Here is a 25788-nt window from a genome sequence, read left to right as displayed (position 1 = left end):
CGCGTGGAAGCTTGCGACGGATATGCTAGTTTCCCATTTAACCCTTGGGTCAGATGCAGGGCTTGGTGACACAAAATTAATGTCGGCAAGCACGGCCATCTGAGATAGGTTTTTCGGCGGCGACCGCAGCCCCTGCGCCTCACCGCACCAACATACGGGAATTCGACCATGTCGGACCTAGACCGCAACTACGCTTCTCCTTTCGGCCGGGCCGCAGGGCGCGTTGATACCGCGACCGTCGACGCCGGTCTGCGCGCCTACATGCTGCGCATCTACAACTACATGAGCATCGGCCTGGCCATCACCGGTCTCGCCGCGCTCGGCATCTACATGGCGGCGGTGACCAGCGACCCCTCGGGCGCCGCGGCCAAGATCGGCAACGCGTTCCTGACGCCGTTCGGCTACGCGATGTTCGTAAGCCCGCTGAAGTGGCTGTTCATCCTGGCCCCGCTCGGCATGGTGTTCGCGCTTTCGGCCGGCATCAACCGCCTCGCGCCTTCGACCGCCCAGCTCCTGTTCTGGGTGTTCTCGGCGCTCATGGGCGTATCGCTGTCGTCGATCTTCCTAGTGTATACCCACACCTCGATCGTACGCGTGTTCTTCATCACCGCGGCGACCTTCGGTGCGCTGAGCCTTTATGGCTACACCACGCGGCGTGACCTCACCGGCTTCGGCTCGTTCCTGTTCATGGGCCTGATCGGCGTCGTGATCGCGAGCCTGGTGAACCTGTTCCTGGTCAGCTCCGCGCTGCAGTTCGTGGTGTCGGTGGTTGGTGTGCTGGTGTTCGCGGGCCTCACCGCCTGGGACACCCAGCGGCTGAAGAACGACTACATCTACGGCTACGCCTCGGCCGGCGGCGATATGGCGGAACGTGCCTCGATCATCGGTGCCCTGTCGCTGTATTTGAACTTCATCAACCTGTTCACGCTGCTCCTGCAGTTGCTCGGTCAGCGCGACAACTGATCCGTCGAGCAAGACGCGATACGGAGCCCCGGCCTCAGTGCCGGGGCTTTTGTTTTGGGCCGACCATCTCGTCACCGTCGTGGCCGGGTGTGCCCCAGCCATCCACGAAGACCAAGCAAGAAAGACGCGGATGCCCGGGCCTTTCGCGCTGCCGAAGGACCTTCGCTCCCGCAGGCGGGACAAGCAGGCCATGACGAGCTACATTGAAGCGGTTTGTTCCGCTGATGTCCTCGCACCCATGTCCTCACCCGAAATCCGCCCGGCCGAAGAGGCCGACCTTCCCTTCATCACAGCGATCTATGAACACGCTGTGCGCCACGGCACGGCGACGTTCGAATTGACGCCGCCGGACCTTGCCGAGATGACGCGGCGCTACAGGGCGCTGATGGACGGCGGCTTCCCTTATTTCGCCGCGACGCTGGACGGCCGCGTGGTCGGCTACGCTTATGCCGGCGCCTACCGGCCGCGGCCCGCCTACCGCTTCACGGTGGAGAACTCGATCTATCTGGAGCCCGCCACGCATCGCCGCGGCATCGGCCTGCAGCTCCTGCAGCGGCTGATCCTGGAGTGCGAGGCGCGCGGCTACCGCCAGATGATCGCGGTGATCGGCGATTCCGCCAATGCCGGTTCGATCGGCGTACACACCAGATGCGGCTTCAAGCTGATCGGCACTCATCCGAATGTCGGCCTCAAATTCGGGCGCTGGCTCGACACCGTGATGATGCAGCGCGCGCTCGGCGAGGGCGCGACCACGGTGCCGGCGGAATAATTGAATTGTCTGCCGTCATTCCGGGGCGCGCGCAAAGCGCGCGAACCCGGAATCTTGGGCCGCGAGTCGCTAATTTCGAGATTCCGGATCAAGCGCTGCGCGCTTGTCGGGAATGACGGTGGGGTTACGCCCATGTCCGGGATATCGGAGTGCGACGTCAGCCGTAGGGTAGGCAAAGGCGCTTCGCGCCGTGCCCACCATCAACGTCACGACAGGTCCTGGTGGACACGCTCCGCTTCGCCCACCCTACACGTTCGGATGGCGGTTGTCCGAAATAGTCGTCCGTGAAAATGAGCCGAGGCCGTTGAGCGGGAATCGGTTTTTGGCGCCGGTTGCGGTTTTGAGATTGCAAGCTTTCGAGGGTTGAGGCCTCGAAAGCTTGCAATTTCGTTTTGGAGATTCCCTCGATCGCCGGGCATGATTCTGTGGTCGCAGCGGAGGGGACCGATGCGACCGAAAAAGTCGGAACCGGCAGCGGAAGGCGATCTGTTTCGCGCCAGGCTGGATCAGATCATCAATCTGAAGCACGAGCTGGTGCAGCTCGGCGCCAAGATCGACTGGGATTGGATCGATCGCGAGATCGCACCGCTCTACAGCGACAAGGGCCGGCCGGGCGTGGCGAGCCGCTTCCTGATCGGGCTGCTGCTGCTCAAGCACATCTACGGCTTGTCCGACGAAGGCGTCTGCGAGCGCTGGGTCTACGACCCGTATTTCCAGCACTTCACCGGCTTTGAATTTTTCCAGCATGAGTTCCCGCACGAGCGTTCCGGCCTCAGCCATTGGCGCAAGCGGCTTGGTAGCAAACTGGAGCTGTTGCTGGCCGAGAGCCTGAGGGTAGCGCATGAGACTGGCGCGTTGCGGACGCGCGATCTGAAGCGGGTGACGGTGGACACCACCGTTCAGCCCAAGGCCATCACCTTCCCGACCGACGCCAAGCTCGTCCATGCGGCGATCAAGGGCCTCAATCGGCTGGCACGCGCGCACGGCGTGCGGCTGCGGCAGTCCTATCTGCGTATCGCCAAGCGGGCGGCGATGATGGCCGGGCGCTATGCCCACGCCAAGCAGTTCAAGCGCCATCGTCGGCAGTTGCGCAGCTTGCGAACCTGGCTCGGCCGGCTTATCCGCGACATCCGCCGTAAGATCGGAGGTCAGTCGGAGCTTGAGGCTGCCTTCGAGCAGGCGCTTTTGCGCGCCGCGCAAATCCGCTCCCAGGAGCAGCGCCAGCGTGGCTGGAAGCTCTATTCCTTCCACGCGCCCGAGGTCGAATGCATCGGCAAGGGCAAGGCCTCGGCGCCTTATGAGTTCGGCGTCAAAGCCTCGATCGTGACCACTAACGCCCGCGCTCCGGGCGGCCAGTTTGTGCTGCACGCCCAGGCGCTGCCGGGCAACCCATATGACGGCCACACGCTCGGTGACGTCATCGAGGCCACCGAGAAGCTCACCGGTTGCGCGATCGAGCGCGGCTATGTCGACAAGGGCTATCGCGGCCACAAAACCGAAAACCCGCGCCGCGTCTTCATCTCCGGCCAGAAGCGGGGCGTCTTCGGCGCAATCAAACGCGAACTCAAGCGCCGCTCAGCCATCGAGCCCGTGATCGGACACATGAAGACCGACGGTCAACTCGGCCGCTGCTATCTCAAGGGCCGCGAGGGCGATGCGGCCAACGTCATCCTCTCTGCCGTCGGCCACAATCTCCGCCTCGTCCTCGCCTGGCTTAGCCTTCTGCTACGCTTGATCTTGAACGCCTTGATGCGACTGCTCGCCGCCCCAACCGCGCTCAATTGGGCTTCTTAACGGACGACGAAATAACGTAGTGATGGGTGGCCTGAGCTACACCAGCGCCAGCTTGCGGTCGATGACCAGCAGCACGCGGTCGAGGTCGTGGCCGCGGCGCAGGATCAGGCCAGTGGCCGAGATCACGCTGTACATGCCCTGCTTGCGCGCGAGCCGCGGATCCTTCTCGATCCGATAGATCGGGACTTCGGACGCGCGGCGGAACACCGAGAACACCGCGCGGTCCTTCAGAAAATCGATGGCGTAGTCGCGCCACTCGCCATCGGCGACCATGCGCCCGTACAGATTCAAGATGCGATTGAGTTCGAAACGATTGAATGTCACCCGGTTCGGCACAGCATTCGCAACGGCATTACGCGCCGCTGCGTAACTTGCGCTTGGATCGGCATCCTCCGACATCAGATTCATGGAGCGCCTCCTGTCATCTCGTTGACATGATCGCCCCAACCGGTGGACGCCGCAAGGGGCTTTGCGAATCACCAATCGCGGCAAGCGACGCGACGAATTGTCCTGCCCCTTCCGGCAAGCGCCCGCCGGATCGGATGACCGCGCGCTCCTCTTCTCTCAAGCTTCTGATTAGGCATGGTCTTTTCGGACTTTGCGGGCACGCCGCGCGTCGAGCCAGACGGCCCTAGCGTCACGGCAACGTTAGCGGAATCACAATGCCGCCCCACTTCCGCCCACCGCCTGCCGCCCTAAATAGCGATAACGTCATCACTGCGTTGGCCCGGTCCTTTCGATTCCGGATTCCTCAGCCCCCAGCCCCCCGGGATTGTCGGGATCGGGCCTGACGCAGGAAGAGAGTGAGAGGACCAACGAAAGTTGGTCCTTTTTGTTTTGGGCGCAGCCTACGATTCGTCCCCCCGCTCGTCCGGCAACGAGCCGCAAAGCCTAGCCTCAAATCCGGAAGATCAATGCCTGGGCGTCCGGGTTCGCGCATTTGCGCACCCGCGATGACGCAACGCGCGAGCTTCAGTAGGGCTCAGTGCAGCGAGCCGTAGACGGAGCCCAAGGAGGTATAGGCCGCGCCCAGCATCGGGCCAGGCCGGTCGCTGCGGCCGTCCTGCAGATAGACCACCGCGCCATCCACGCCCTCGCGCACCACGTTTTCCAGCGGCACGGTCCAACTCGCGGGGCTTCCATTCCAGTCGCCAACCTTCAACAGGTTACGCACGACGTTGTGGTAGGTGATTTCCCGGCCGCGATTTTCGCCGCGACCGATCGAAATCGGCACGGCCTTGGAGATCGAGCAGATCCACACTTCGCCGTGCGTGACCAAGGGAACCTTGCTCGCGGCCACCGAAACGTTGATCTGCTTGCCGGACAGACTCATCGTCACCGGCACCGACATCACGCCGTTCTTCCCGGTCGCGTTGATCGCGCTCTCGATGCCGGCGCGATCGCTGCCGATCACCTGCGCCGATCCGTTGACGATGGCCTGCGGGGTGTAGACGTCGCGGTCGCCGCGCGCTCTCGAATAGGCGCGCTGCCGCGCGGAGAAGCGGGCATCGGCGAGCGTATCCTTCCAGCCGAGATAATCCCAATAATCGATCGGCATGCTCATTGCGATCACATCAGGATCTTTCGCGAGTTCGCCGATGATCTTGTCGGCGGGCGGGCAGGACGAGCAGCCTTGCGAGGTGAAGAGCTCGACTACCGCGCGCGGATCAGCCTGGGCGGGTCTTATGATGGCGATGATCGCACAGAGGCCGAGTGCGCCTGACCAGCGCGAGAAAGAAGTATAGGCCATCATCGCTGTCATAGCTAACCACGCACCCGCATCACCACACTACCGTTTCTCGGCGCGACCGCACGCCAGTTCTATCTCGTGTTTGAGCATGATCGCCTAGCAAACGCCTCGCGTTTGTTAGCTGGGAAAGAGGTACCCGCTTTGCGCTAACGCGAGCTTCGTGTCCCAATCACGCTCGAATGCCAAGGAGGCGGCCCTTGTCTTAGGCCGCCTCCGAATTGCTCGCCACTCACTTCACAGTGAGCCATGGACCGGAGCTTCGATCAAGCTGCGAGCTTGCGCAGCACATAGTGCAGAATGCCGCCGTTGCGGTAGTAATCGAGCTCGTCCAGCGTATCGATCCGGCACAACAGCGGCACGCGCTGCAGCGTGCCATCGCTGCCGACGATCTCCGCCGTCAGCTTCTGGCGCGGCTTCAGATCGCCCTGCAGCCCACGAATCGTCACCTTCTCGTCGCCCTTCAGCCCAATCGACTGCCACGACGTGCCTTCCTCGAAGGTTAACGGCAGCACGCCCATACCGACGAGGTTGGAGCGGTGGATGCGCTCGAAGCTCTGGCAAATCACCGCACGCACACCGAGCAAGCGCGTACCTTTCGCGGCCCAGTCGCGCGAGGAGCCGTTGCCGTACTCGGCACCGGCGAACACCACCAGCGGCACGCCTTCGGCCTGGTACTTCATCGCCGCATCGTAGATCGACATCTGCTCGCCATCCGGCCAGTGCTTGGTGTTGCCGCCTTCCGGAATGTTGCCGTCGGCGCCCTTGAGCATGAAGTTTTTGATGCGAATGTTGGCGAAGGTGCCGCGCATCATCACTTCGTGATTGCCGCGCCGCGTGCCGTATTGGTTGAAATCGGCGGGCCGCACCTGATGGTCGCTCAGGAATTTCCCGGCCGGCGAGGTCAGCTTGATCGAGCCTGCCGGCGAGATGTGGTCGGTGGTGATCTTGTCACCGAACATCGCGAGAACCCGCGCATCGACGATGTCGGTGGTCGGCTCCGGCTCTTTCTTCATGCCTTCGAAATAGGGCGGATTCTGCACATAGGTCGAGCTCATGTTCCAGCGATAGGTCTCGCTGTCGACGGTCTTGATCTTGCGCCAGTTGGTGTCGCCCTTGAACACGTCGGCATATTTCTTCTTGAAGATCGGCGCGGTGACGTACTTCTTCACGAAGCCGTTGATCTCCTTCGCGGTTGGCCATATGTCCTTCAGATAAACGGGCTTGCCATCCTTGCCCTCGCCGAGCGGCTCGACCGCGAGGTTCTTGGTCACCGATCCCGCCAACGCATAAGCGACGACGAGCGGCGGCGAGGCGAGATAATTCGCCTGCACATCCGGGCTGACGCGACCTTCGAAGTTGCGGTTGCCGGAGAGCACCGCGGCGGCGACGATGCCGTTGTCGTTGATCGACTTCGAAATCTCTTCCGGCAGCGGGCCGGAATTGCCGATGCAGGTGGTGCAACCGAAGCCGACCAGGTTGAAGCCCACCTTGTCCAAATCGGTCTGCAGGCCGGAATTGGCGAGGTATTCGGCGACCACCTGGCTGCCCGGCGCGAGCGACGTCTTCACCCAGGGCTTGGCCTTCAACCCTTTCGCGGCGGCCTTGCGCGCGAGCAGGCCCGCGCCGATCAGAACGCTCGGATTGGAGGTGTTGGTGCAGGAGGTAATCGCCGCGATCACCACGTCGCCATGGCCGAGATCGAAGTTGCGCCCCTCCACCGGATAGCGCTTTTCCGCATCGTCGGCCTTCTTGTATTCGCTCGCCATCGCGCCGGCGAAGCCTTCCGAAACGGAAGGCAGCGCAACGCGCCCCTCAGGCCGCTTCGGACCGGCCATCGACGGCACGACATCGCCGAGGTCGAGCGTGATGGTTTCGGTGAACACCGGGTCCGGCGTCTTGGCGGTGCGGAACAGGCCTTGGGCCTTGGCATAGGCTTGAACCAGCGCGACGCGCGAGGGGGCGCGGCCCGAGGTCTTCAAGTAATCGATGGTCGCGGCATCGACCGGGAAGAAGCCGCAGGTCGCGCCATATTCGGGCGCCATGTTGCCGATGGTCGCCTTGTCGGCAACCGAGAGATTGTCCAGGCCGGGGCCATAGAACTCAACGAACTTGCCGACCACGCCAAGCTTGCGCAGCATCTGCGTGACCGTGAGCACGAGATCGGTGGCGGTGACGCCCTCCTTCAATTGGCCCTTGAGCTTGAAGCCGACGACGTCGGGCAGCAGCATCGATAGCGGCTGGCCGAGCATGCAGGCTTCCGCCTCGATGCCGCCGACGCCCCAGCCGAGCACGGCGAGGCCGTTGACCATGGTGGTGTGCGAATCGGTCCCGACAAGCGAATCCGGATAGGCGACCTCGAAGGTGCCGGTCTTCTTGCCGACCGTCATCTTCTGCTTCTTGCTCCACACCGTCTGCGCGAGATATTCGAGATTGACCTGGTGGCAGATGCCGGTGCCGGGCGGCACCACCGAGAAATTCGAAAACGCTTTTTGGCCCCATTTCAGGAATTCGTAGCGTTCCTGGTTCTGCTTGTATTCCTCGGTCACGTTCTTGGCGAAAGCCTTGTTGTCGCCGAAGAAGTTCACGATCACGGAATGGTCGATGACGAGATCGACCGGCACCAGGGGATTGATCTTCTCCGCATCGCCCCCGAGCTTCTGCATCGCGTTTCGCATGGCCGCGAGATCGACCACGGCCGGCACGCCGGTGAAATCCTGCATCAACACGCGCGCCGGGCGGAACGCGATCTCATGCTCGAGCTTGCGCTTGCGCAGCCACTTCGCGACCGCCTGGATGTCCTCCTTCTTGACGCTGCGACCGTCTTCGTTGCGCAGCAGATTCTCCAAGAGCACCTTCATCGAATAAGGCAGTTTGGAAATTCCCTTCAGACCGTTTTTCTCGGCGGCGGCCAGGCTGTAATACACGTAGGTCTTGCCGCCGACCTTGAGGGTCTTCTGGCATTTGAAGCTGTCGAGAGAGGTCATGCGAGGAAATCCCAATTGTCAGTTATACCCTGCATTCGGGTATTATAGCACCGTCAGTGAGGGCCTGATGGTTTGCAGCGAGGATGGTATGCCGCATTAAGTTCCGGCTTATAGAAGCTTTCTATTATCACCGCCACAGCGACAATCGTCCCGCAGCAGGATGCCACCCATAAATTCTGCTGCCCTACCCCAAAGAGGGCACGCAAAGAGGCACAATGCGGCTTTTGGCAAGCAGCCTGACTTGCGTGCGTGGCGGGCGCGAGGTGTTTTCCGGACTCTCTTTCGAGGTCGCCGCCGGCCAGTTACTCGCGGTCACCGGACGCAACGGCTCGGGCAAGACATCCCTGCTGCGGCTGATTGCGGGTCTGCTGCCGCAGGCCGGTGGTTCGCTCGCCCTCGACGGGGGCGACGCCGAGCTGACTTTGGGCGAGCAGGCCCATTATCTTGGCCATCGCGACGCGCTGAAGCCGGCCCTGAGCGTGCTGGAAAACCTCACCTTCTGGCGGGATTTCCTGGGGGGCGAAGCGTTCGACGCGCCCGGGAGCCTGGCCGCGGTCGGGCTTACGCATGCCGCGCATCTGCCGGCGGCCTATCTCTCCGCCGGCCAGCGGCGGCGCCTCTCGCTCGCCCGCCTGCTGACGGTGCGGCGGCCGGTTTGGCTGCTCGACGAGCCCACCAACGCGCTCGATAGCAGCGGCCAGGGCATGGTGGCCGGCCTTATGCGCGAGCACCTGGCCAGAGGCGGCCTGATCGTGGCGGCCACCCACGCACCGCTAGGGCTCGCGGCGAGGGAACTGCGAATTGGGGAGACGCCGTGACCGCGCTGGCCGCCCTGATTCGCCGCGACATCCGGATCGCCCTGCGCGTCGGCGGCGGGGCGCTGATCGGCGTCTTGTTCTTCCTGACCGTGGTGGTGCTGATGCCGTTCGCCGTCGGTCCCGACCTTACGCTTCTGACGCGGCTGGGCCCGGCGATCCTCTGGCTGGGCGCGCTGCTGGCGAGCCTTTTGACGCTGGACCGGCTGTTCATGGCTGATCATGAGGACGGCTCGCTCGACCTGATCGTGATGGGCCGCGTCCCCCTGGAACTCGCCTGCGCCGGCAAGGCCCTGGCGCATTGGCTCGCTGCGGGATTGCCCCTGGTCGTCGCGACCCCGGTCCTCGGGCTCCTGCTCAATCTCGACATGCTGGCGACGGCTGCGGTGGCGCTGACGCTGCTTGCCGGCACACCCGCGCTGACCTTCACGGGAATGATCGGCGCCGCGCTCGCGGTAACGCTGCATCGCGGCGGCCTGTTGCTGGCCGTCCTGGTGCTGCCGCTGTCGATCCCGGTGCTGATCTTCGGCGTTGCGGCTTCCGAGGCCGCAATCGCCGGGCCATTATCATTCGGCGCGCCGTTTTCAATTCTCTGCGCGTTGTCGCTGGTGAGCTTCGTGGTCGGGCCGTTTGCCGCCGCCGCGAGCTTGCGGCACGGGTTGGATTGATGCCGATCAACTCTTGCCGAGCGACCATATGCTGATTGCCTGCAAAGGCCTCGGCCATTAACAGGATGCCATGAAGTTCAGCGACCTCGCCAATCCGACCCGGTTCCTGTCTCTGACGGGGCGGCTGCTGCCGTACCTCGCCGCGGGAACTGCGATCGTGCTGCTGATCGGGCTGTACCTGTCGGCCGCCGCGCCGGACGATTACCAGCAGGGCGCGACGGTGAAGATCATGTTCATCCACGTACCGAACGCGTGGCTGTCCATGTTCGTCTGGGCGGTGATGAGCGCGGCCGCGCTCGGCACGCTGGTGTGGCGGCATCCGCTCGCCGATGTCGCCGCCAAGGCCGCCGCCCCGATCGGCGCCAGCTTCACCTTTCTCGCGCTGGTGACGGGCTCGCTGTGGGGCCGCCCGATGTGGGGCACCTATTGGGAATGGGACGCGCGACTAACCTCGGTCTTGATCCTGTTCCTGATGTATCTCGGACTGATGGCGCTGTGGCGGGCGGTGGAAGACCCCTCGCGCGCGGCGCGTGCCGCCGCGGTGCTCACGCTGGTCGGCGCCCTCAACCTGCCGATCATCAAATTTTCGGTCGACTGGTGGAACACGCTGCATCAGCCGGCTTCGGTGTTCCGGATGGGCGGATCGACGCTTGACCGCGCCTTTCTGATTCCGCTGCTTGTCATGGCCGTCGGCTTCACGCTGCTGTTTATCACGCTGCACCTAGCCGCGATGCGCAACGAAATCCTGCGCCGGCGCATACGCACTTTGCAGATGATGCAGGCGCGCGCCTCCGCAAGCGAACTTGGGGCGGCTTCGGCTGCCTCGCAACCGGCGTAACGCGATGCCGCTCGGCCCCTATGCCTCCTTCATCGTGACCTCCTACCTCGCCGCGGCGCTGGTGGTGGTGCTGCTCATTGCCTGGATCGCGCTCGACTACCGCAACCAGAAGCGGCGCTTGCGTGAGCTCGAAGACAGCGGCGTTTCCAGGCGCTCCGGGCGCAGCGCAACGGACATCAAATGACCGAGCAGGTGACATCCGAAGCCACACCGCAACGCCGCTCATGGCTGATGGCGCTGCCGCTGATCGTCTTTCTCGCGCTGGCCGCGCTGTTCTGGTTGCGGCTGGGCGACGGCGATCCCTCGCGGATTCCCTCCGCCCTGATCGGACGCCCGGCGCCGCAAACGCTGCTGCCGCCGCTGCAGGGCCTGACGAACGACGGCGCTCAGGTGCCGGGCCTCGATCCGGCGGCGTTCAAGGGCAAGGTCAGCGTCGTTAACGTCTGGGCATCGTGGTGTGTCCCCTGTCACGACGAGGCTCCGCTCCTGACTGAGCTGGCCAAGGACTCACGTTTCCAGGTGATCGGCATCAACTACAAGGACGCCCCCGACAATGCGAGGCGCTTCCTCGGTCGCTACGGCAACCCGTTTGCAGCGGTCGGCGTCGACGCCAACGGCCGCGCCGCAATCGAATGGGGCGTCTACGGCGTGCCCGAAACGTTCATCGTCAGCCGCGACGGCAAGATCGCCTACAAGCTGGTCGGCCCGATCACGCCGGACAATGTCACGAGCGTGCTGCTGGCGGAGATCGACAAGGCGCTGAAGGCGGGAAGCTAGTTAGTTGGCACGTCATTCCGGGGCGATCCGCAGCGTCGAACCCGGAATCTCGAGATTCCGGTATCGGCGCTTGGCACCGCCCCGGAATGACAGCGAAAAATCAGCTCACCCCTTACTCACATCTCCCGCTTCGGCTTCGCTGGCCTCGAGCGAGGCGGGCTCCAGATGGTAGCGCTTGATCAGCGGCATCTGCGTGATCGCAAACAACATGGTCAGCGGGATCACGCCGAAGGCCTTGAATGCGACCCAAAAGTCGGTGCTCTGGGTGCGCCAGATCACTTCGTTCAGGATCGCCATCCCTAGAAAGAACAGCGCCCAGCGCGCGGTGAGCAGGCGCCAGCCCTTCGGCGTCAGATTGAACATCTGGTCGAACATCACGGCGATGAAGGAACGGCCGAACAAAAGTCCGCCGCCGAGCACGGCCGCGAACAGGCCGTAGATGATGGTTGGCTTCACCTTGATGAAGGTCTCGTCGTGCAGCACCAGCGTCAGCGTGCCGAACACCAGGACAATGACGCCGGTGACCAGCGCCATGATCGGCACATGCCTCGTCACCACATAGGATGCAGCCATGGCCGCGACGATCGCAACCATGAAGGCGCCGGTCGCGACGAAGAGATGGAACTTGGCGTTGACGGCGAAGAACACGAGCAGCGGACCGAGCTCGGTCGCGAGTTTGAACAGTGGGTGCGGCTGAGTCTTGTCCATACGATGCCTTCTGTTGCCGTCATCACCCGTGAAGGCGGGTGATCCGGTATTCCGAGATGATTGTGCGCCGCTGACAGCGCGGCGTGTTCGATGCCCCGCCGGAAGCCTGCCCTCGGGCAGCGATCCCGGGGCAGGATATGACCAATTAGCTTTCGATCCCTGCAATCGCTTTGGCAAAATCCTTTGCGGTGAACGGCGCAAGATCTTCGACCCCTTCGCCGACGCCGACGAAATGCACCGGCAATTTGTGCTTCTCCGCAAGCGCAACCAGAATGCCGCCGCGGGCGGTGCCGTCGAGCTTGGTCATGGCAAGACCGGTGACGCCGGCGGTGCGATGAAAGGCCTCGACCTGCGACAACGCGTTTTGCCCCACGGTCGCGTCCAGCACCAACAGCACGGCATGCGGCGCCGATGCGTCAACCTTCCTGATCACGCGAACGACCTTTTCCAATTCGTTCATCAGCTCCGCCTTGTTCTGCAGCCGGCCGGCGGTATCGATCAGCAGCACGTCGCGCCCCTGCTCTTTCGCGGCGGTCAGCGCGTTGAAGGCGAGACTTGCCGAGTCCGAGCCTTGCGCTCCTGCGATCACAGGCGATTTGGTGCGCTCGCCCCAGACCTTGAGCTGCTCGATGGCCGCGGCACGGAACGTATCGCCGGCGGCCAGCATCACGCTGCGGCCATCGGCAGAAAATTTCGCGGCGAGCTTGCCGATGGTCGTCGTCTTGCCCGAGCCGTTCACGCCGACGACGAGGATGACGAACGGCTTTTTGGTCGCGTCGACGACGAGCGGCTTCGCCACCGGCGCCAGCACTTTTTCGACCTCCGCCGCGACCACGTTCTTGACCTCATCGGCGCTGATCGCCTTGTCGTAGCGGCCGGCACCGACCGCATCGGCAATCCGCGCGGCGACTTCGGTTCCCAAATCGGCGCGGAGCAGCACGTCCTCGATGTCGTCGAGCATCGCGCGGTCGAGCTTGCGCTTGACGACGAGGTCGGCGACCGCCGATCCCAGCGAAGCGGAGGTCCGCTTCAGTCCGCTGGACAGCCGCCGCCACCAGCTCAATTTGGGTGCGTCTTGGGTGGTGTCATTCATGGGCTGGTGCCGCCGATCTGAAGTTCCTGCAGTAGCGCCGCTCGTCCGGATCAGGAACTTCAAATCGACAAGCGGCGCCAGGAGATTTAATCGTTTGCTGATGTGGTGGATTTGACATTCGCTTGAGCACTCGCCGAGATCACGGGCGAATGTCAAATCCGCCACATCAGCCGTGTTAGCCGTTCCTCGCTACAAACAAAAGTCTTGCACTCGTGATGGATGTTCCCGAACTGAGCGCCGAAGAGATCCTCGCCCGCGTACTTCATCGCGACGGGCTGATGCTGGTCATCGACAAGCCGGCCGGCCTGCCAGTGCATCGCGGGCCCAAGGGCGGCGCCAATCTGGAGGCCTCCTTCGACGCGCTGCGCTTCGGCCTGCCACGCCCGCCGGTTTTGGCCCATCGGCTCGATAAGGACACCTCGGGCTGCCTGATCCTGGGCCGGCATCGCAAGGCAACGGCCTCACTCGGGCTTTTGTTCAAGCATGGCCGGATCGCCAAAACCTATTGGGCCGTGGTGGAAGGCGGACCTGGCGAGGACGAGGGCGTTATCGAACTCGCGCTCGGCCGGCAGAACGCCGAACGCGGCTGGTGGCAGAAACCGGATCCGGAAGGCCAACCGGCGGTCACGAAATGGAAGGTATTGGGACGCGCTGACGGCCTCGCCTGGCTCGCCATGGAACCGATCACCGGGCGCACCCACCAGCTTCGCGTGCATGCGGCAGCCCAGCGCTGGCCGATCGTCGGCGACAATGTCTACGGCAATGGCCCCCGCTTCGGCGAGCCACGCCTGCATCTGCATTCGCGTGAATTGGTGATTCCGATTTCGAAGAACAAGGACCCGGTGCGCGTCACCGCACCCGCGCCCGAGCACATGCGTGAGCGGCTGCGGGCCTGTGGATGGAAGGGGGAGTAAGGAGCACGGAGTTGGCCCCACATATCGCTGTCATCATCCGCGAAGGCGGATGATCCAGTATTCCAGAGACGGTCGCGCTCAATCGAAGGGCCGCGGCGTACTGGGGCGCCCGGTCAAGCCGGGCGATGACCGCGGGAGCTGCACAAGCAGCCGTGTATCATCGTGATTGGCGATCACAAGCCGCCGAACCATGCCCGGCGCCTCGCCGGAAATCGCCACCGGCAAATAATGTTCGGTGCGTCCCAGCTTGTCGCTCTCAATCAGCACATCCCGCGTCTTCCCGACTTCGGCTTCCAACCGCCGCCGCAACGCCGCTTCACCGGCCGCACGCAGGCGCCGCGCGCGCTCCTTGACCACGCCGCTTGCAACCTGCGGCATGCGCGCCGCCGGCGTGCCCGGGCGCGGTGAATAGGGAAAGACGTGCAGGAATGTCAGCCCGCATTCCTCGACCAGATCATGCGAGCGCGCGAAGGCCTCTTCCGTTTCGGTCGGGAAGCCCGCGATGATGTCGGCGCCGAGCGCAATGTCCGGCCGCAACCGCTTGACCTGCGCGCAGAAGTCGATCGCATCCTTGCGCGAATGCCGCCGCTTCATTCGCTTCAGGATCAGGTCGTCGCCCGATTGCAGCGATAGATGCAGATGCGGCATCAAGCGCTCGTCGGTCGCGATCGCATCGAGCAGATCGGCATCCGCCTCGACCGAATCGATCGACGAAATCCGCAGGCGGCGCAATTGTGGCACGTGCCGCAGGATCTGCTTGGTAAGCTGGCCAAGCCTGGGCGCACCCGGCAGGTCCGCGCCATAGCTGGTGAGATCGACGCCCGTCAGCACGATCTCGGCGTGCCCACGTTCAGCCAGCGCCCGCACCTGCTCCACCACGGCGCCCATCGGCACCGAGCGTGAATTGCCGCGCCCGAACGGAATGATGCAGAAGGTGCAGCGGTGATCGCAGCCGTTCTGCACCTGCACGAAGACGCGCGGCAAGCCGCGCTGAAAACCGTCGAGCAGATGCGGCGCCATCTCCTTCACCGCCATGATGTCGCTGACGGCAACCTTTTCGCTTTTCTCGATGGCAAAGGCGTCCCGCGCCTCGTGCCAGGCCTCGCGGCGCATCTTGTCGTCGTTGCCGACGACGCGATCGACCTCGCTCATCCCGGCGAACATCCGCGCCTGGGTCTGGGCCGCGCAGCCGGTGACGACGATGCGCGCGCCCGGCCGCTGCCGTTTCAGCCGCCGGATCGATTGCCGCGCCTGCGCCACGGCCTCGTTGGTCACAGCGCAGCTATTGATGACGATGGTATCGGCAAGCCCGGCGCTCTCGGCCTCGCGCGCGATCACCTCGGACTCGAAAGCGTTGAGGCGGCAGCCGAACGTGATGACCTCGACGCTCATCGCAGCTCACGCGACGCTGGCAAACAGCGAAGGCTCGAACCGCCCCTCATATTCGAAGGTCGCAGGTCCGGTCATCAGCACATGATCGTCGCGCTCGCGCCACTCGATCGCGAGCTTGCCCCCTAGCAGCGTGATCTCCACGCACCGGTTGGCGCGCTTGAGCCGGGCTGCCGCGACCGCAGTGGCGCAAGCCGCCGAGCCACAGGCCTTGGTCAGTCCCGCGCCGCGCTCCCAGGTGCGGATGGTGATGTGGTCGCGGTCGACGATATGGGCGAGCGTGATATTGGCGCGTTCGGGGAAGATCGGGTGGTTTTCCAACAGCGGCCCGAAGCGGCCGAGATCATACGCACCGACGTCGTCCACCCAGAAGACCGCATGCGGGTTGCCCATGCTGACGGCAGAGGGCGAATGCAGGACCGGCGCATCGATCGGCCCGATCTGCAATTCGATATAGCGGGTGTCGCGAAACTCCTCGGCGAGCGGAATGTCCTGCCAGCCGAACTTCGGCGCGCCCATGTCGACGGTGTAGAGCCCCGGCGAAGGCCCCTGCCAACAGTTCAGAAGGCCCGCCCTGGTCTCGAAGGTGGCCGCATGCTCTCCGGTCGCCTCGAAGATGCGGCTCACCACGCAGCGCATGCCGTTGCCGCAGGCGCCGGCTTCGGAGCCGTCATTGTTGTAGATGCGGATGAAAGCCTCGGTGCCGGCAAGCCGCGGCTTCTCGAGCACCATGAGCTGGTCGTAGGGGACATGAGCGGCCACCGCGCGCGCTTCCGCGGGCGTCACGGTGCCCTTGGCGTCGCGCAGGTCGACGACGACGATCTCATTGCCGATCCCGTTCATCTTGGCAAAGGCGTGGTTGGCGAGCGCGCTCATGAAAATATCCAATTTGTCACCGCCTTATATGGCCAATGATGAGGCCCTGACCAGAGTGCGAAGGCGGAGGCGGGATGACTCATCTGTTATGGGACGAAACGAGGGCCAGCGTGTTAGACAGCGATGCTTCGCCGGCTTTCTTGCCGGTTTTGGAGAATACCTGATGAATTTCCGCTTGTTCCGCCTCGCCTTTGCCGCGCTGGCCCCGGCAGCCGCGCTTTTCCTGGCAGCGCACGAGGCCCCGGCGCAGTCACCCCCGGCAACGCCCGCGCCGGCCGTTTCCGCAAGTCCCTCGCCCGCTCCGGGCGCCAGTCCCGCTCCGGTTGCAAGCCCAGCCCCCGCCGCAAGCCCTGCTCCGACCGCAAGCCCCTCGCCTGCGACCCCGCCGGCCGCTGCACAGGCGCCTGCGCCGGTGCAGGCCGCCGATCCCTTCGGCGAGCCGATCAATCTCGAGGGGAAAAAGGTCGTGGTCGCCAAGGGCAGCGCCAATTGGGACACGGCCTTCGATACGCTCATCGATTCGCTCAAGGCCCTGAGCACGATGCTGGACAAGCAGGGCATCAAGCCTACCGGCAACCCCATGATCGTCTACACCTCGACCGACGACACCGGCTTCACCTATCTTGCGGAAATCCCGGTGGAGCAGGAGCCGAAGAACCTGCCCAAGGGGATGAGCATGGGCCAGTCCCCCGACGGCAAGGCGCTGAAATTCGTCCATCGCGGCTCCTACGACAACATGGACAACACCTACGAGGCGATCACCAATCATCTCGACGAGAAGAAGCTGGAAGCCAAGGACATGTTCATCGAGGAATACATCACCGATCCCCTGAAGACCGCGGAGGACAAATTGGTGATCAACGTCTACGTGCCGCTGAAGTGAGTATGCTGAAGTGACGATGTCCCGCTTTGCTCTCGTCGCCACCCTCGCCACCGCCTCGCTGATCGGCGCGCCGGCCCTGGCCGACACCGACTTCCCACCCGCGATCTCCGTGACCGGCGAAGCCACGGTTTCGGTGCCGCCGGATCTCGCGCAACTCGATGCCGGCGTCGCTTCCGACGGCAAGACGGCCCGCGAGGCCTCGGAAGCCAACAATACGGCGATGGGAAAGGTGCTGGCCGCGCTGAAGGGCGCCGGTATTGACGACAAGGATGTGCAGACCTCGCGCCTGTCGCTGCAGCCCCAATATGCCGCGAACCGCTCGGGTCCCTCGCCGATCGTTGGCTATCGCGCCAGCAACCGCGTCACCATCAAACTGCACGAGGTGAACAAGGTGGCGAGCGTGATCGACGCCCTCGTCGGCGCCGGCGCCAACGACGTCGGCAATGTCAACTTCACCGTCGAGCATCCGTCCAAACTGCTGGACCAGGCGCGCGAACAGGCGTTGGCCGATGCCAGGCGCAAGGCGGAGACCTATGCCAAGGCCGCGGGCGTCGCGCTCGGCGCGCCGCTCTCGATTGCCGAGGGAGGCGCCCCGACCCCGATCTTTCGGGCCAAGATGGCCGCCGCGCCAATGGCGATGGCCGCCCCGACGCCGATTGCACAAGGAGAGGAGACGCTGTCCGTAACGGTCAGCGTCACTTGGGCGATCAAGGCGGCCCAGCAGTAGTCTCCTGGCGACAACCCTCTTTAGGCACGTCATGCCCGGGCTTGTCCCGGGCATCAACGCCTAACTTAACCCGGCAAACACGTGGCTGGCCGGGACAAGCCCGGCCATGACGCGCTGAGGGAGCGACAGTCAGATCTCCCACACCTGCCCGGGCTTGAGCACCGCAAACCGCTCGCGCGGAATGCTCGCTTGATCCAACGCATCCGCCAAAGCCAAAACCGGCGCATCGATCGCTTCATCGGTGAGCTGGAAGGTGCCGTGGTGGTGGGCGAGCGCCTGCTCGGCACCGCAGTCGCAAAGCGCCTTCACGGCGTCGGATGGATTCATATGCTGGTCGCGCATGAACCAGCGCGGCTCATAGGCGCCAATGGGCAGGATCGCGAGCCGCAGCGGACCGTGCGCCTGCCGCACACGACGGAAATGCCTGCCCTCGCCATAGCCGGAGTCGCAGACGATGTAGATCTTGCCGGCTGGCGTCTCCAGCACGAAACTCGCCCACAGCGCGCAGTTGCGATCGAACAGGCCGCGCGCCGACCAATGGTGAGTCGGCACCAGCGTCACCGCAATTCCGCCGCCCAGTTCGACGCGATCGTGCCAATCAAAACCCTCCGCCTTGATCGCAGCATCGGCCGCTTGCATGGTGAGGTCGTTGCCGAGCGGCGTGATCACGCGCGGGGCGAATTTTCGGGTGAGTTTTGAGACCGTGGCGATGTCGAGATGGTCATAATGACCATGCGAGACCAGCACCACATCGATCTGCGGCAACGCCTCGAACGCAATGCCGGGATCGTTGTGCCGCCGCGGCCCCGCCCAGGCGAATGGGGATACCCGCGCCGACCAGACCGGATCGATCAAAATGTTGAGGCCCGACGTCTGGATCAGCCAGCTCACATGGCCGACAAAGGAAAGCCGCACCTTGCCGCCATCGACCCGCGGCGGCGGCTTGTCCGCGAAGGGACTCGGCGCCCATTTCGGCCATTTCGCCCGGTTCCGGTCACGGTCGAATTGCCAGCGCAGCACGTCGCGAAAGGCTTTCGGCGGCGCGCCATCGGGATCGAAGAAGCGCTCTCCGTCAAAATGATCGGATTTGGGTCCGGAATAGATGTTGCGGCGGCGGCTCATTTCGTTCCCGATTGAGCCAAAAAATGCCGTTTGGGCAAGAGGTCAGCCGATGGCCGAGGGGTATGCGACCATCACATTTGCCCGAGTTTCCTTGACTTTTGACCCGCGTGGGCGTTTAAGGCAGCCCGTTCATCGGAAAGTGTCATCTTTTCGAGCCACCGCCCGGCCCTGGAGGCCGGAGGTCAACGCCCGACAGCGCTATGCGCCCTCGGGCGCGAACGTGTTTGGATTAACGGTGATTGCCGCCCGTGGCAAAGGCGCGCGGCGAGACACAAATAAGGTCGTCATCACCCGCGAAGGCGGGTGATCCAGTATTTTCGGTGGCGGTTCGGCTTGAGCCGAGAAGCCGCGTACTGGATGCCCCGACTTCGCGGGGCATGATGACGGTGAATGAGGCAACCCTGCGCGAGCAGGACAAAGGACAACGGCATTGTTCGACAATCTGTCGGAAAGGCTTGGCGGCATCCTCGATCGTCTGACGGGGCGTGGTGCGCTGACCGAAAAGGACGTCGACGCCGCGATGCGCGAGGTGCGCCGTGCGCTCCTGGAGGCCGACGTTGCGCTGGAAGTGGTGCGCAGCTTCACCGAGAAGGTGCGGGAACAGGCGGTCGGCGCCACCGTGGTCAAGTCGGTCACCCCCGGCCAGATGGTGGTGAAGATCGTCCACGACGAGCTCGTTGCCACGCTCGGCTCCGACGGCCAGACCATCGATCTCAATGCGGTGCCGCCGGTGCCGATCATGATGGTCGGCCTGCAGGGCTCCGGTAAGACCACCACCACCGCAAAACTCGCCCGCCGCATGACCCAGCGCGACAAGCGCAAGGTGCTGATGGCCTCGCTCGACGTCTACCGCCCGGCCGCCATGGAGCAGCTCGCGGTGCTCGGGCGCGATCTCGAGATCGCAACGCTGCCGATCGTGCCGGGACAACAGCCGACGCAGATCGCAAAGCGCGCCATGGACGCCGGCAAGCTCGGCGGCTACGACGTCGTGCTGCTCGATACCGCCGGCCGCACCACACTGGACGAGGAGATGATGGCGGAGGCCGCCGCCATCAAAGCCGCCGCCAATCCGCACGAGGTGCTGCTGGTCGCCGACGCGCTGACCGGACAGGACGCGGTCAATCTCGCCCGCTCCTTCGACCAGCGCGTGGGGCTCACCGGCATCGTGCTGACCCGCGTCGACGGCGATGGCCGCGGCGGCGCCGCGCTATCGATGCGCGCGGTCACCGGCAAGCCGATCAAGCTGATCGGCACCGGCGAAAAGACCGACGCGCTAGAGGATTTTTACCCCAGCCGCATCGCCGGCCGCATCCTCGGCATGGGCGACGTGGTGTCGCTGGTGGAGAAGGCGGCAGCCTCGATCGATGCCGAGAAGGCCGCGCGCACCGCCGAGCGGATGCGCAAGGGCCAGTTCGACCTCAACGACATGCGCGAGCAGCTCTCGCAGATGGCGAACATGGGCGGCCTCTCCGGACTGATGGGTATGATGCCCGGCATCGCCAAGATGAAGAACCAGATCGCGGCCGCCGGCCTCGATGACAAGATTCTGAAGCGCCAGATCGCGATCATCGATTCCATGACCCGCGAGGAGCGGCGCCATCCCGACCTTCTCAAGGCCAGCCGCAAGAAGCGCATCGCCGCCGGCTCCGGACAGAGCGTCGAGCATGTCAACAAGCTGCTCAAGATGCACCGAAACATGGCCGACGTCATGAAGGCCATGGGCTCAGGCAAGCGCGGCCCGCTCGCCGGCATCGCGCAGGCCATGGGCTTTGGCGGCGGCGCCATGCCCTCGCCGGAGCAGATGAAGGCGATGGCGGAGAAAGTGAAGAGCGGCGGCGGGCTGCCGACAGACCTGCCCAATCTGCCCAAGGATCTTCCGCCCGGCCTGCGCTCAGGCCTGCCGAACCTGCCGGGGCTCACCGGCATCAGCAACAAGCCGAACCTGCCCGGGCTGTTGCCGGGGCTGGGGAAGAAGAAATGACTTCGCCCGTCATTGCGAGGAGCGAAGCGACGAAGCAATCCAGACTGTCACCGCGCAGGCATTCTGGATTGCTTCGCGGAGCCTGTCATCGGGCCGCGCTTTGCGCGGACCCGTTGGCTCGCAATGACGAGAAAAGCAGAACAGGCAAAACAGTAGTTGAAACGATCAACAGGAGAACCAGATGTCAGTCGTCATCCGCCTCGCTCGCGCGGGCACCAAGAAGCGCCCCGTGTATCACGTCGTCGCCGCCGACTCGCGCTTTCCGCGCGACGGCCGCTTCATCGAGCGTCTTGGCTATTTCAATCCGCTGCTGCCGAAGGACAATGAAGGCCGGCTGAAGCTCGATCTGGAGAAGGTCAAGGCCTGGCTCGCCAAGGGTGCGCAGCCGTCGGACCGCGTGATGCGCTTCCTCGATGCCGCCGGCGTTGCCAAGCGCACGGCCCGCAAGAATCCGGAAAAGGCCGTGCCGCGCAAGGAGCGCAAGGCGCAGGCCGAGGCCGCCGCCAAGTCGGCGTAAGGTTCGCGCATGAGTGGGGCCTCATGCTTCGAGACGCACGGCTTACGCCGTGCTCCTCAGCATGAGGGTCTATCCCCTCATCTTGAGGAGCGGCCAACAGGCCGCGTCTCGAAGGGTGAGGCCCGCTGATGGCGGAAAAAGTCTGCGTCGCCCGGATCGGCGCTGCGCACGGCGTGCGCGGCGCCGTCAGGCTTTGGACCTTCACCGAAGACCCCTTCGCCGTGAAGCGCTACGGCCCGCTGTCCACCAAGGAGGGCACACGCCAGCTCGAACTGGCGAGCGCACGCGAGGCCAAGGGCCATCTGATCGCGCAATTCAAGGGCATTGCCACGCGCGAGGAGGCCGAGCGTCTCAACGGTCTCGAGCTCTATGTGCCTCGCGAAAAACTGCCTGCGACGGATGACGGCGAATACTACCACGCCGATCTGATCGGGCTTGCCGCCGTCACCGCCGCGGGCGAGCCGCTCGGCCGCGTGATCGCCATTCACAATTTCGGCGCCGGCGACATTCTGGAAATCGCGCCGCCGGCGGGCGCAACCATGCTGCTGCCCTTCTCCAACGCCGTGGTACCGACGGTCGACATTGCCGGCGGCCGCGTGATCATCGAATTGCCCAAGGAAGTTGAGGGCGACAGCCCCGACGCCGCCTGACTGGCCAAGCGTGGGCCTAGCGGCGTAATCTCCGTCGTCCTGGCGAAAGCCAGGACCCATAACCACAGGCGGACGTTGTTGCGATGATTCGTCGTCCCAGCGTGCTCAACAAGCAGCTCCCGTGGTTGTGGGTCCCGGATCGCGCTCACGTTCGCTCGCTTGTCCGGGATGACATTGAATTGGATCAATAGCCATGCCCGACACGCACAAAGCCTGGCGGCTTCACGCCCATAACGATCTGCGCTTCGACACCGTCGAAACCCCACGCCCCGCACCTGACGGCGTGCTGGTGCGCATCGAGGCCGGCATGGTGCTGTCCTATATGGGCCGGGTGCTGTCGGGCGCCGTGCCCTACAGCCTGCCGCCGATGCCATTCGTGCCCGGCACCAACGCGATCGGCCGCGTGATCGCCACCGGCGACAACGTCACCCACGTGCAAAGCGGCGACCGGATTTTCTTAAGCCCGTATTTGCGCGGCGATGTGCCCGGCCGCGAGCCGCCGCAGATCCTGATCGGACTCACCGCCACCGTGACCACGGATGCTGCGCTCGCGCTGCAGGCCCGCTGGCGCGACGGCGTGTTCACCGAGATTGCGCATTGGCCGGCGGCCTGCGTCACCCCGCTCTCCGGTCTCGACGACAGGCCGGCGACCGAACTCATTGGGCTCGCAAAGCTGATCGTGCCGTTCGGCGGGCTGCAGCGCAGCGGCTTACGCGGCGGGCAGACCATCATCATCAACGGCGCGACCGGCTATTTCGGCTCGGGCGCGGTGATGCTGGCGGTCGCGATGGGCGCCGGCCGCGTCGTGGCAGTCGGGCGCAAGCAGGCGGCGCTCGAACAATTGCGCGAAGCCTTTGGCCCGCGCGTGATCCCGGCTGTCGTGAGCGGCGATGCGGCCGCCGATCTCGCCATCATCCGCCGCGCCGCGGCCGGCGGCGCCGACGTCGCGCTTGACCTTTTGGGCAGCGCCAAGAGCACCTCGACTACGCTCTCGACCTTGCGGGCGCTGAGGCGCGGCGGGCGGCTGGTGCTGATGGGCAGCGCCGAGGTGCCGCTGGAACTGTCGTTCCGCGAGATGCTGGCCAATGATTGGGAGGTCGTCGGGCAGTTCATGTACGACCGCACCGCGCCCGGCGAACTTGCTGCCTTGGCCACTGAGGGCCTGCTCGATCTCAGCAAGATCGTGGTGACCAGTTTCCCGCTCGCGGATTTCCCGCGCGCCGTTGAGGCCGCCGCCTTGATGCAGGGCCTCGACCTCACGGCGGTGATTCCGTGAGCTCCACAAGTCAGCCAGTGCGGCGGCCCTGCTGTTCGAGCCAGTCGCAGAACACGGCGCCATGCGGATCGTTGCGGCGACTTTCAGGGAAGTAGGCGAAGTAACTGCGGGCCGGCAGGCTGATTTTCGGAAACGGCGCCACCAGACGCCCGGCCGCGAGATCGTCGGCAATCAGGGCGGTCGGCCCCATCGCCACGCCGAGGCCGTCAAGCGCGGCCTGAATGGTCAGGTAGAAATGATCGAACGTCAGCGAAGCTGCGGGCTCCAGCGCCGGCTGCCCCGCTTCGGTCAGCCAGTCACGCCATAATCGCGGCATCGACGTCACATGCAGCAATGTGTGCCGGGATAGATCCGCTACATCGGCAAGCGGCCTCTCGGCGAGCAGCGCTGGGCTGCAGACCGGCAGCCGGCGCTCCGACAGCAGGAAGCGCGATGCAAAGCCATGGAAGCTGTCCGGGCCACCGCGGATCACGACATCAAAGGTCTCAGATAGCGCATCCAGCGGATCGTTGGACGTGGTCAGGCGCACTTCGATCTCGGGATGCTCGGCGCGAAACCGGTTCATCCGGGGCAGCAGCCAGCGCAGGCTGAACGTCGCCAGCGCATTGACGCGCAACAGCGCCGCGGGCGGATCGCCACGCCGCTCGCGATGCTGCTGCACGGCCGCCGAGATCCGATCCAGTGCCGGACCGAACTCCGCGAGTAGCGCCGCGCCGGCCGGCGTGAGCACCACCCGCCGCACCGATCGCCGAAACAGCGGGGGCGTGCCGAGCCACGCTTCCAGCAGGCGCACCTGCTGGCTGACCGCGCCATGGGTCACGGCCAGCTCGGCGGCAGCCTCCTTGAAGCTGCCGAGACGAGCGGCCGCTTCGAAGGCGCGGACGGCATTCAGGGGTGGCAGGCTGCGGCGCGGAACGAACATGGCGTAGATTTTCTCACACACCATCCAATTATTACTGATTTGTGACAGAGCCGAAAGCATCTCATACTCGGTCACAACTTACTCATATGGCTCTTCTTTCTTCAACTCAGGTCTGAGATCGTGGCAACCCAGTCATCAAATTTTCTGTCAACGCCAGACTCGCGATCCGCGCAAGAGCCCGGCCAGGCGGCACGCACGCTAACAGTGACCGGGCTCAACCATGCGCTCCACGACGGCTATACCGACCTGATCTACGTGCTGCTGCCGGTCTGGCAGACCGAGTTCGCCTTGAGCTACGGACTGCTGGCCTTGATGCGCGGGCTCTATGCCGGGGCCATGGCCGGGCTGCAAATCCCGGTCGGCCGCATCGCCGAGCGGATCGACGGAAAGATCATCCTGATACTCGGCACGGCGCTGTCGGCGCTCGGCTACCTTTTTGCCGGGCTGTCCGGCGGGGTCCTGGGACTGGGTCTGGCGCTCACACTGTCCGGCGCGGGGTCGAGCACCCAGCACCCGATTGCCTCAAGCGCGGTGTCGCGCGCCTATGGCAGGGCGGCGCGAGGTCCGCTCGGCGTCTACAATTTCACCGGCGATCTCGGCAAGGCTGCTATCCCCGCCCTGACCTCGCTGCTGCTGGTCGTCATGTCGTGGCGACATGCATTGCTGCTGCTGGCATGCGTCGGCGTGCTGGTGGCTGGGTGTATGGCGTTGCTGATGCCCGCGGTCGGCAGGGCGCAGACGAGCAAAGCGACCGGTTCCGCTCGGGCCGGCAGGGGGCGCGGCGGCTTCCAGTGGCTGCTCTGGATCGGAATTCTCGACACCGCCGTGCGAATGGGTTTCCTGACATTTCTGCCGTTCCTGCTGCGCGACAAAGGCGCGTCGCTGCCGACAAGCGGTTTCGCGCTCGCCATGGTTTTCATCGGCGGGGCCTGCGGCAAGTTCACCTGCGGCTGGCTGGGCGAACGGGTCGGCACGCTGCGCACCGTGCTCCTCACCGAGGGCGGAACGGCGGCCTGCATTTTGGCCGTCCTCGCCTTGCCGCTCACGCCGGCGATCGTGCTGCTGCCGCTCCTTGGCGTGATGCTCAACGGCACCTCTTCCGTGCTCTATGGGACGGTTCCCGAGCTTACGCCGGCTCACCGCACTGAACGCGCCTTCGCCCTGTTCTATACCGGGACCATTGGATCGGGCGCGATCGCGCCGGTGCTCTATGGCCTCTTGGGCGATGCCCTTGGCGCGACCATGGCAACCGTTGCGACCGCCGCCACCGCACTGGCGATATGCCCGCTGGCGCTCGCCCTCGCCCCGCATCTGTCGGACGGGGTCGGTTCGCCGCGCTCAGACGCCTGAAGGCGGGGCATGCCCAATTTGA

25 protein-coding genes are annotated in these 25788 nt (G+C 64.6%); 16 read left to right on the top strand and 9 right to left on the bottom strand.

All coding sequences use genetic code 11. The features are described from left to right. Positions 1-168 precede the first annotated feature (168 nt). The 3 genes from P6U23_RS01755 (at position 169) to P6U23_RS01745 (ending at position 3526) form a co-directional block, all read left to right on the top strand. The gene (locus tag P6U23_RS01755) at positions 169-963 is read left to right on the top strand and encodes a Bax inhibitor-1/YccA family protein (protein WP_024511421.1); all 795 of its coding nucleotides are present in this window, start codon (positions 169-171) and stop codon (positions 961-963) included. A 238-nt stretch (positions 964-1201) separates the two neighbouring features. Then, positions 1202-1732 (top strand): GNAT family N-acetyltransferase, encoded by a 531-nt coding sequence (locus P6U23_RS01750; protein WP_407177905.1) that lies wholly within the window; start codon positions 1202-1204, stop codon positions 1730-1732. 447 nt (positions 1733-2179) lie between these two features. Next, positions 2180-3526, top strand: coding sequence for an IS5 family transposase (locus tag P6U23_RS01745; RefSeq protein WP_407177868.1), 1347 nt, complete (start codon positions 2180-2182; stop codon positions 3524-3526). 36 nt (positions 3527-3562) lie between these two features. On the opposite strand, the gene P6U23_RS01740 is transcribed toward P6U23_RS01745, so the two are convergent. The 3 genes from P6U23_RS01740 to acnA all read right to left on the bottom strand — a co-directional run bounded on the left by P6U23_RS01740 (position 3563) and on the right by acnA (position 8260). Continuing rightward, the gene (locus tag P6U23_RS01740; RefSeq protein ID WP_407177904.1) at positions 3563-3934 is read right to left on the bottom strand and encodes a DUF2794 domain-containing protein; all 372 of its coding nucleotides are present in this window, start codon (positions 3932-3934) and stop codon (positions 3563-3565) included. A 574-nt stretch (positions 3935-4508) separates the two neighbouring features. Then, positions 4509-5288: a DUF1223 domain-containing protein gene (locus P6U23_RS01735; protein WP_407177903.1), complete on the bottom strand. Its 780-nt coding sequence runs from the start codon at positions 5286-5288 to the stop codon at positions 4509-4511. A gap of 251 nt (positions 5289-5539) precedes the next feature. After that, complete coding sequence (gene acnA / locus P6U23_RS01730) at positions 5540-8260, bottom strand: aconitate hydratase AcnA (RefSeq protein WP_407177902.1); 2721 nt, start codon at positions 8258-8260, stop codon at positions 5540-5542. 215 nt (positions 8261-8475) lie between these two features. Between acnA and ccmA the strand changes: the two genes are divergently transcribed. From ccmA to P6U23_RS01705, 5 genes are all read left to right on the top strand, one after another. Beyond that, the gene (gene ccmA / locus P6U23_RS01725) at positions 8476-9078 is read left to right on the top strand and encodes a heme ABC exporter ATP-binding protein CcmA (protein ID WP_407177901.1); all 603 of its coding nucleotides are present in this window, start codon (positions 8476-8478) and stop codon (positions 9076-9078) included. Further along, positions 9075-9743 carry a heme exporter protein CcmB gene (gene ccmB, locus P6U23_RS01720; protein WP_407177900.1) on the top strand — a complete coding sequence of 223 codons (669 nt, stop codon included), beginning with the start codon at positions 9075-9077 and terminating at the stop codon, positions 9741-9743. Before ccmA ends, ccmB begins: the two co-directional genes overlap by 4 nt. A 70-nt stretch (positions 9744-9813) precedes the next feature. Continuing rightward, the gene (locus tag P6U23_RS01715; protein ID WP_407177899.1) at positions 9814-10581 is read left to right on the top strand and encodes a heme ABC transporter permease; all 768 of its coding nucleotides are present in this window, start codon (positions 9814-9816) and stop codon (positions 10579-10581) included. A gap of 4 nt (positions 10582-10585) precedes the next feature. After that, positions 10586-10765: a heme exporter protein CcmD gene (gene ccmD, locus P6U23_RS01710; RefSeq protein ID WP_407177898.1), complete on the top strand. Its 180-nt coding sequence runs from the start codon at positions 10586-10588 to the stop codon at positions 10763-10765. Next, positions 10762-11358, top strand: a complete 597-nt coding sequence (locus P6U23_RS01705; RefSeq protein ID WP_407177897.1) for a DsbE family thiol:disulfide interchange protein — start codon at positions 10762-10764, stop codon at positions 11356-11358. The genes ccmD and P6U23_RS01705 overlap by 4 nt, the downstream gene beginning before the upstream one ends. Positions 11359-11463: 105 nt before the next feature. On the opposite strand, the gene P6U23_RS01700 is transcribed toward P6U23_RS01705, so the two are convergent. Continuing rightward, positions 11464-12066, bottom strand: coding sequence for a septation protein A (locus P6U23_RS01700; protein WP_407177896.1), 603 nt, complete (start codon positions 12064-12066; stop codon positions 11464-11466). 145 nt (positions 12067-12211) lie between these two features. Continuing rightward, a complete protein-coding gene (gene ftsY / locus P6U23_RS01695; protein ID WP_407177895.1) occupies positions 12212-13159 on the bottom strand; it encodes a signal recognition particle-docking protein FtsY in 948 nt (315 codons plus the stop codon). Positions 13160-13374: 215 nt separating this feature from the next. Between ftsY and P6U23_RS01690 the strand changes: the two genes are divergently transcribed. Continuing rightward, complete coding sequence (locus P6U23_RS01690; RefSeq protein ID WP_407177894.1) at positions 13375-14073, top strand: RluA family pseudouridine synthase; 699 nt, start codon at positions 13375-13377, stop codon at positions 14071-14073. A gap of 78 nt (positions 14074-14151) precedes the next feature. On the opposite strand, the gene mtaB is transcribed toward P6U23_RS01690, so the two are convergent. Both mtaB and dapF read right to left on the bottom strand, forming a co-directional pair. Next, complete coding sequence (gene mtaB, locus P6U23_RS01685; RefSeq protein ID WP_407177893.1) at positions 14152-15465, bottom strand: tRNA (N(6)-L-threonylcarbamoyladenosine(37)-C(2))-methylthiotransferase MtaB; 1314 nt, start codon at positions 15463-15465, stop codon at positions 14152-14154. Positions 15466-15471: 6 nt separating this feature from the next. Next, a complete protein-coding gene (dapF, locus tag P6U23_RS01680) occupies positions 15472-16338 on the bottom strand; it encodes a diaminopimelate epimerase (protein WP_407177892.1) in 867 nt (288 codons plus the stop codon). Positions 16339-16501: 163 nt separating this feature from the next. On the opposite strand from dapF, the gene P6U23_RS01675 reads away from it, so the two are divergent. Next, positions 16502-17221, top strand: a complete 720-nt coding sequence (locus P6U23_RS01675) for a GyrI-like domain-containing protein (RefSeq protein WP_407177891.1) — start codon at positions 16502-16504, stop codon at positions 17219-17221. Between the two features lie 16 nt (positions 17222-17237). Then, positions 17238-17948, top strand: coding sequence for an SIMPL domain-containing protein (locus P6U23_RS01670; protein WP_407177890.1), 711 nt, complete (start codon positions 17238-17240; stop codon positions 17946-17948). Between the two features lie 129 nt (positions 17949-18077). Here P6U23_RS01670 and P6U23_RS01665 read toward each other — a convergent pair whose 3' ends face one another. Continuing rightward, entirely contained in the window at positions 18078-19070 is a 993-nt protein-coding gene (locus P6U23_RS01665; protein ID WP_407177889.1) for an MBL fold metallo-hydrolase, read from the bottom strand. Positions 19071-19500: 430 nt separating this feature from the next. On the opposite strand from P6U23_RS01665, the gene ffh reads away from it, so the two are divergent. From ffh to P6U23_RS01645, 4 genes are all read left to right on the top strand, one after another. Continuing rightward, on the top strand, positions 19501-21051 hold the full coding sequence (gene ffh / locus P6U23_RS01660) for a signal recognition particle protein (protein WP_407177888.1): 1551 nt from the start codon (positions 19501-19503) through the stop codon (positions 21049-21051). Positions 21052-21232: 181 nt separating this feature from the next. Continuing rightward, entirely contained in the window at positions 21233-21568 is a 336-nt protein-coding gene (gene rpsP / locus P6U23_RS01655; RefSeq protein WP_407177887.1) for a 30S ribosomal protein S16, read from the top strand. 128 nt (positions 21569-21696) lie between these two features. Beyond that, entirely contained in the window at positions 21697-22218 is a 522-nt protein-coding gene (rimM, locus tag P6U23_RS01650) for a ribosome maturation factor RimM (protein ID WP_407177886.1), read from the top strand. 193 nt (positions 22219-22411) lie between these two features. After that, the gene (locus tag P6U23_RS01645) at positions 22412-23494 is read left to right on the top strand and encodes a zinc-binding dehydrogenase (RefSeq protein WP_407177885.1); all 1083 of its coding nucleotides are present in this window, start codon (positions 22412-22414) and stop codon (positions 23492-23494) included. 10 nt (positions 23495-23504) lie between these two features. Here P6U23_RS01645 and gcvA read toward each other — a convergent pair whose 3' ends face one another. Then, positions 23505-24416, bottom strand: a complete 912-nt coding sequence (gcvA, locus tag P6U23_RS01640) for a transcriptional regulator GcvA (RefSeq protein ID WP_407177884.1) — start codon at positions 24414-24416, stop codon at positions 23505-23507. Between the two features lie 144 nt (positions 24417-24560). Between gcvA and P6U23_RS01635 the strand changes: the two genes are divergently transcribed. Beyond that, on the top strand, positions 24561-25766 hold the full coding sequence (locus P6U23_RS01635; protein ID WP_407181748.1) for an MFS transporter: 1206 nt from the start codon (positions 24561-24563) through the stop codon (positions 25764-25766). The last annotated feature ends 22 nt before the right edge of the window (positions 25767-25788 follow it).

The sequence above is a fragment of the Bradyrhizobium sp. STM 3562 genome (assembly GCF_045571435.1).
In the GTDB taxonomy this organism is placed as follows: Bacteria; Pseudomonadota; Alphaproteobacteria; order Rhizobiales; family Xanthobacteraceae; genus Bradyrhizobium.
Note: the sequence above shows the minus strand (reverse complement) of the source record. Positions and strands in the feature narration are given on the sequence as shown.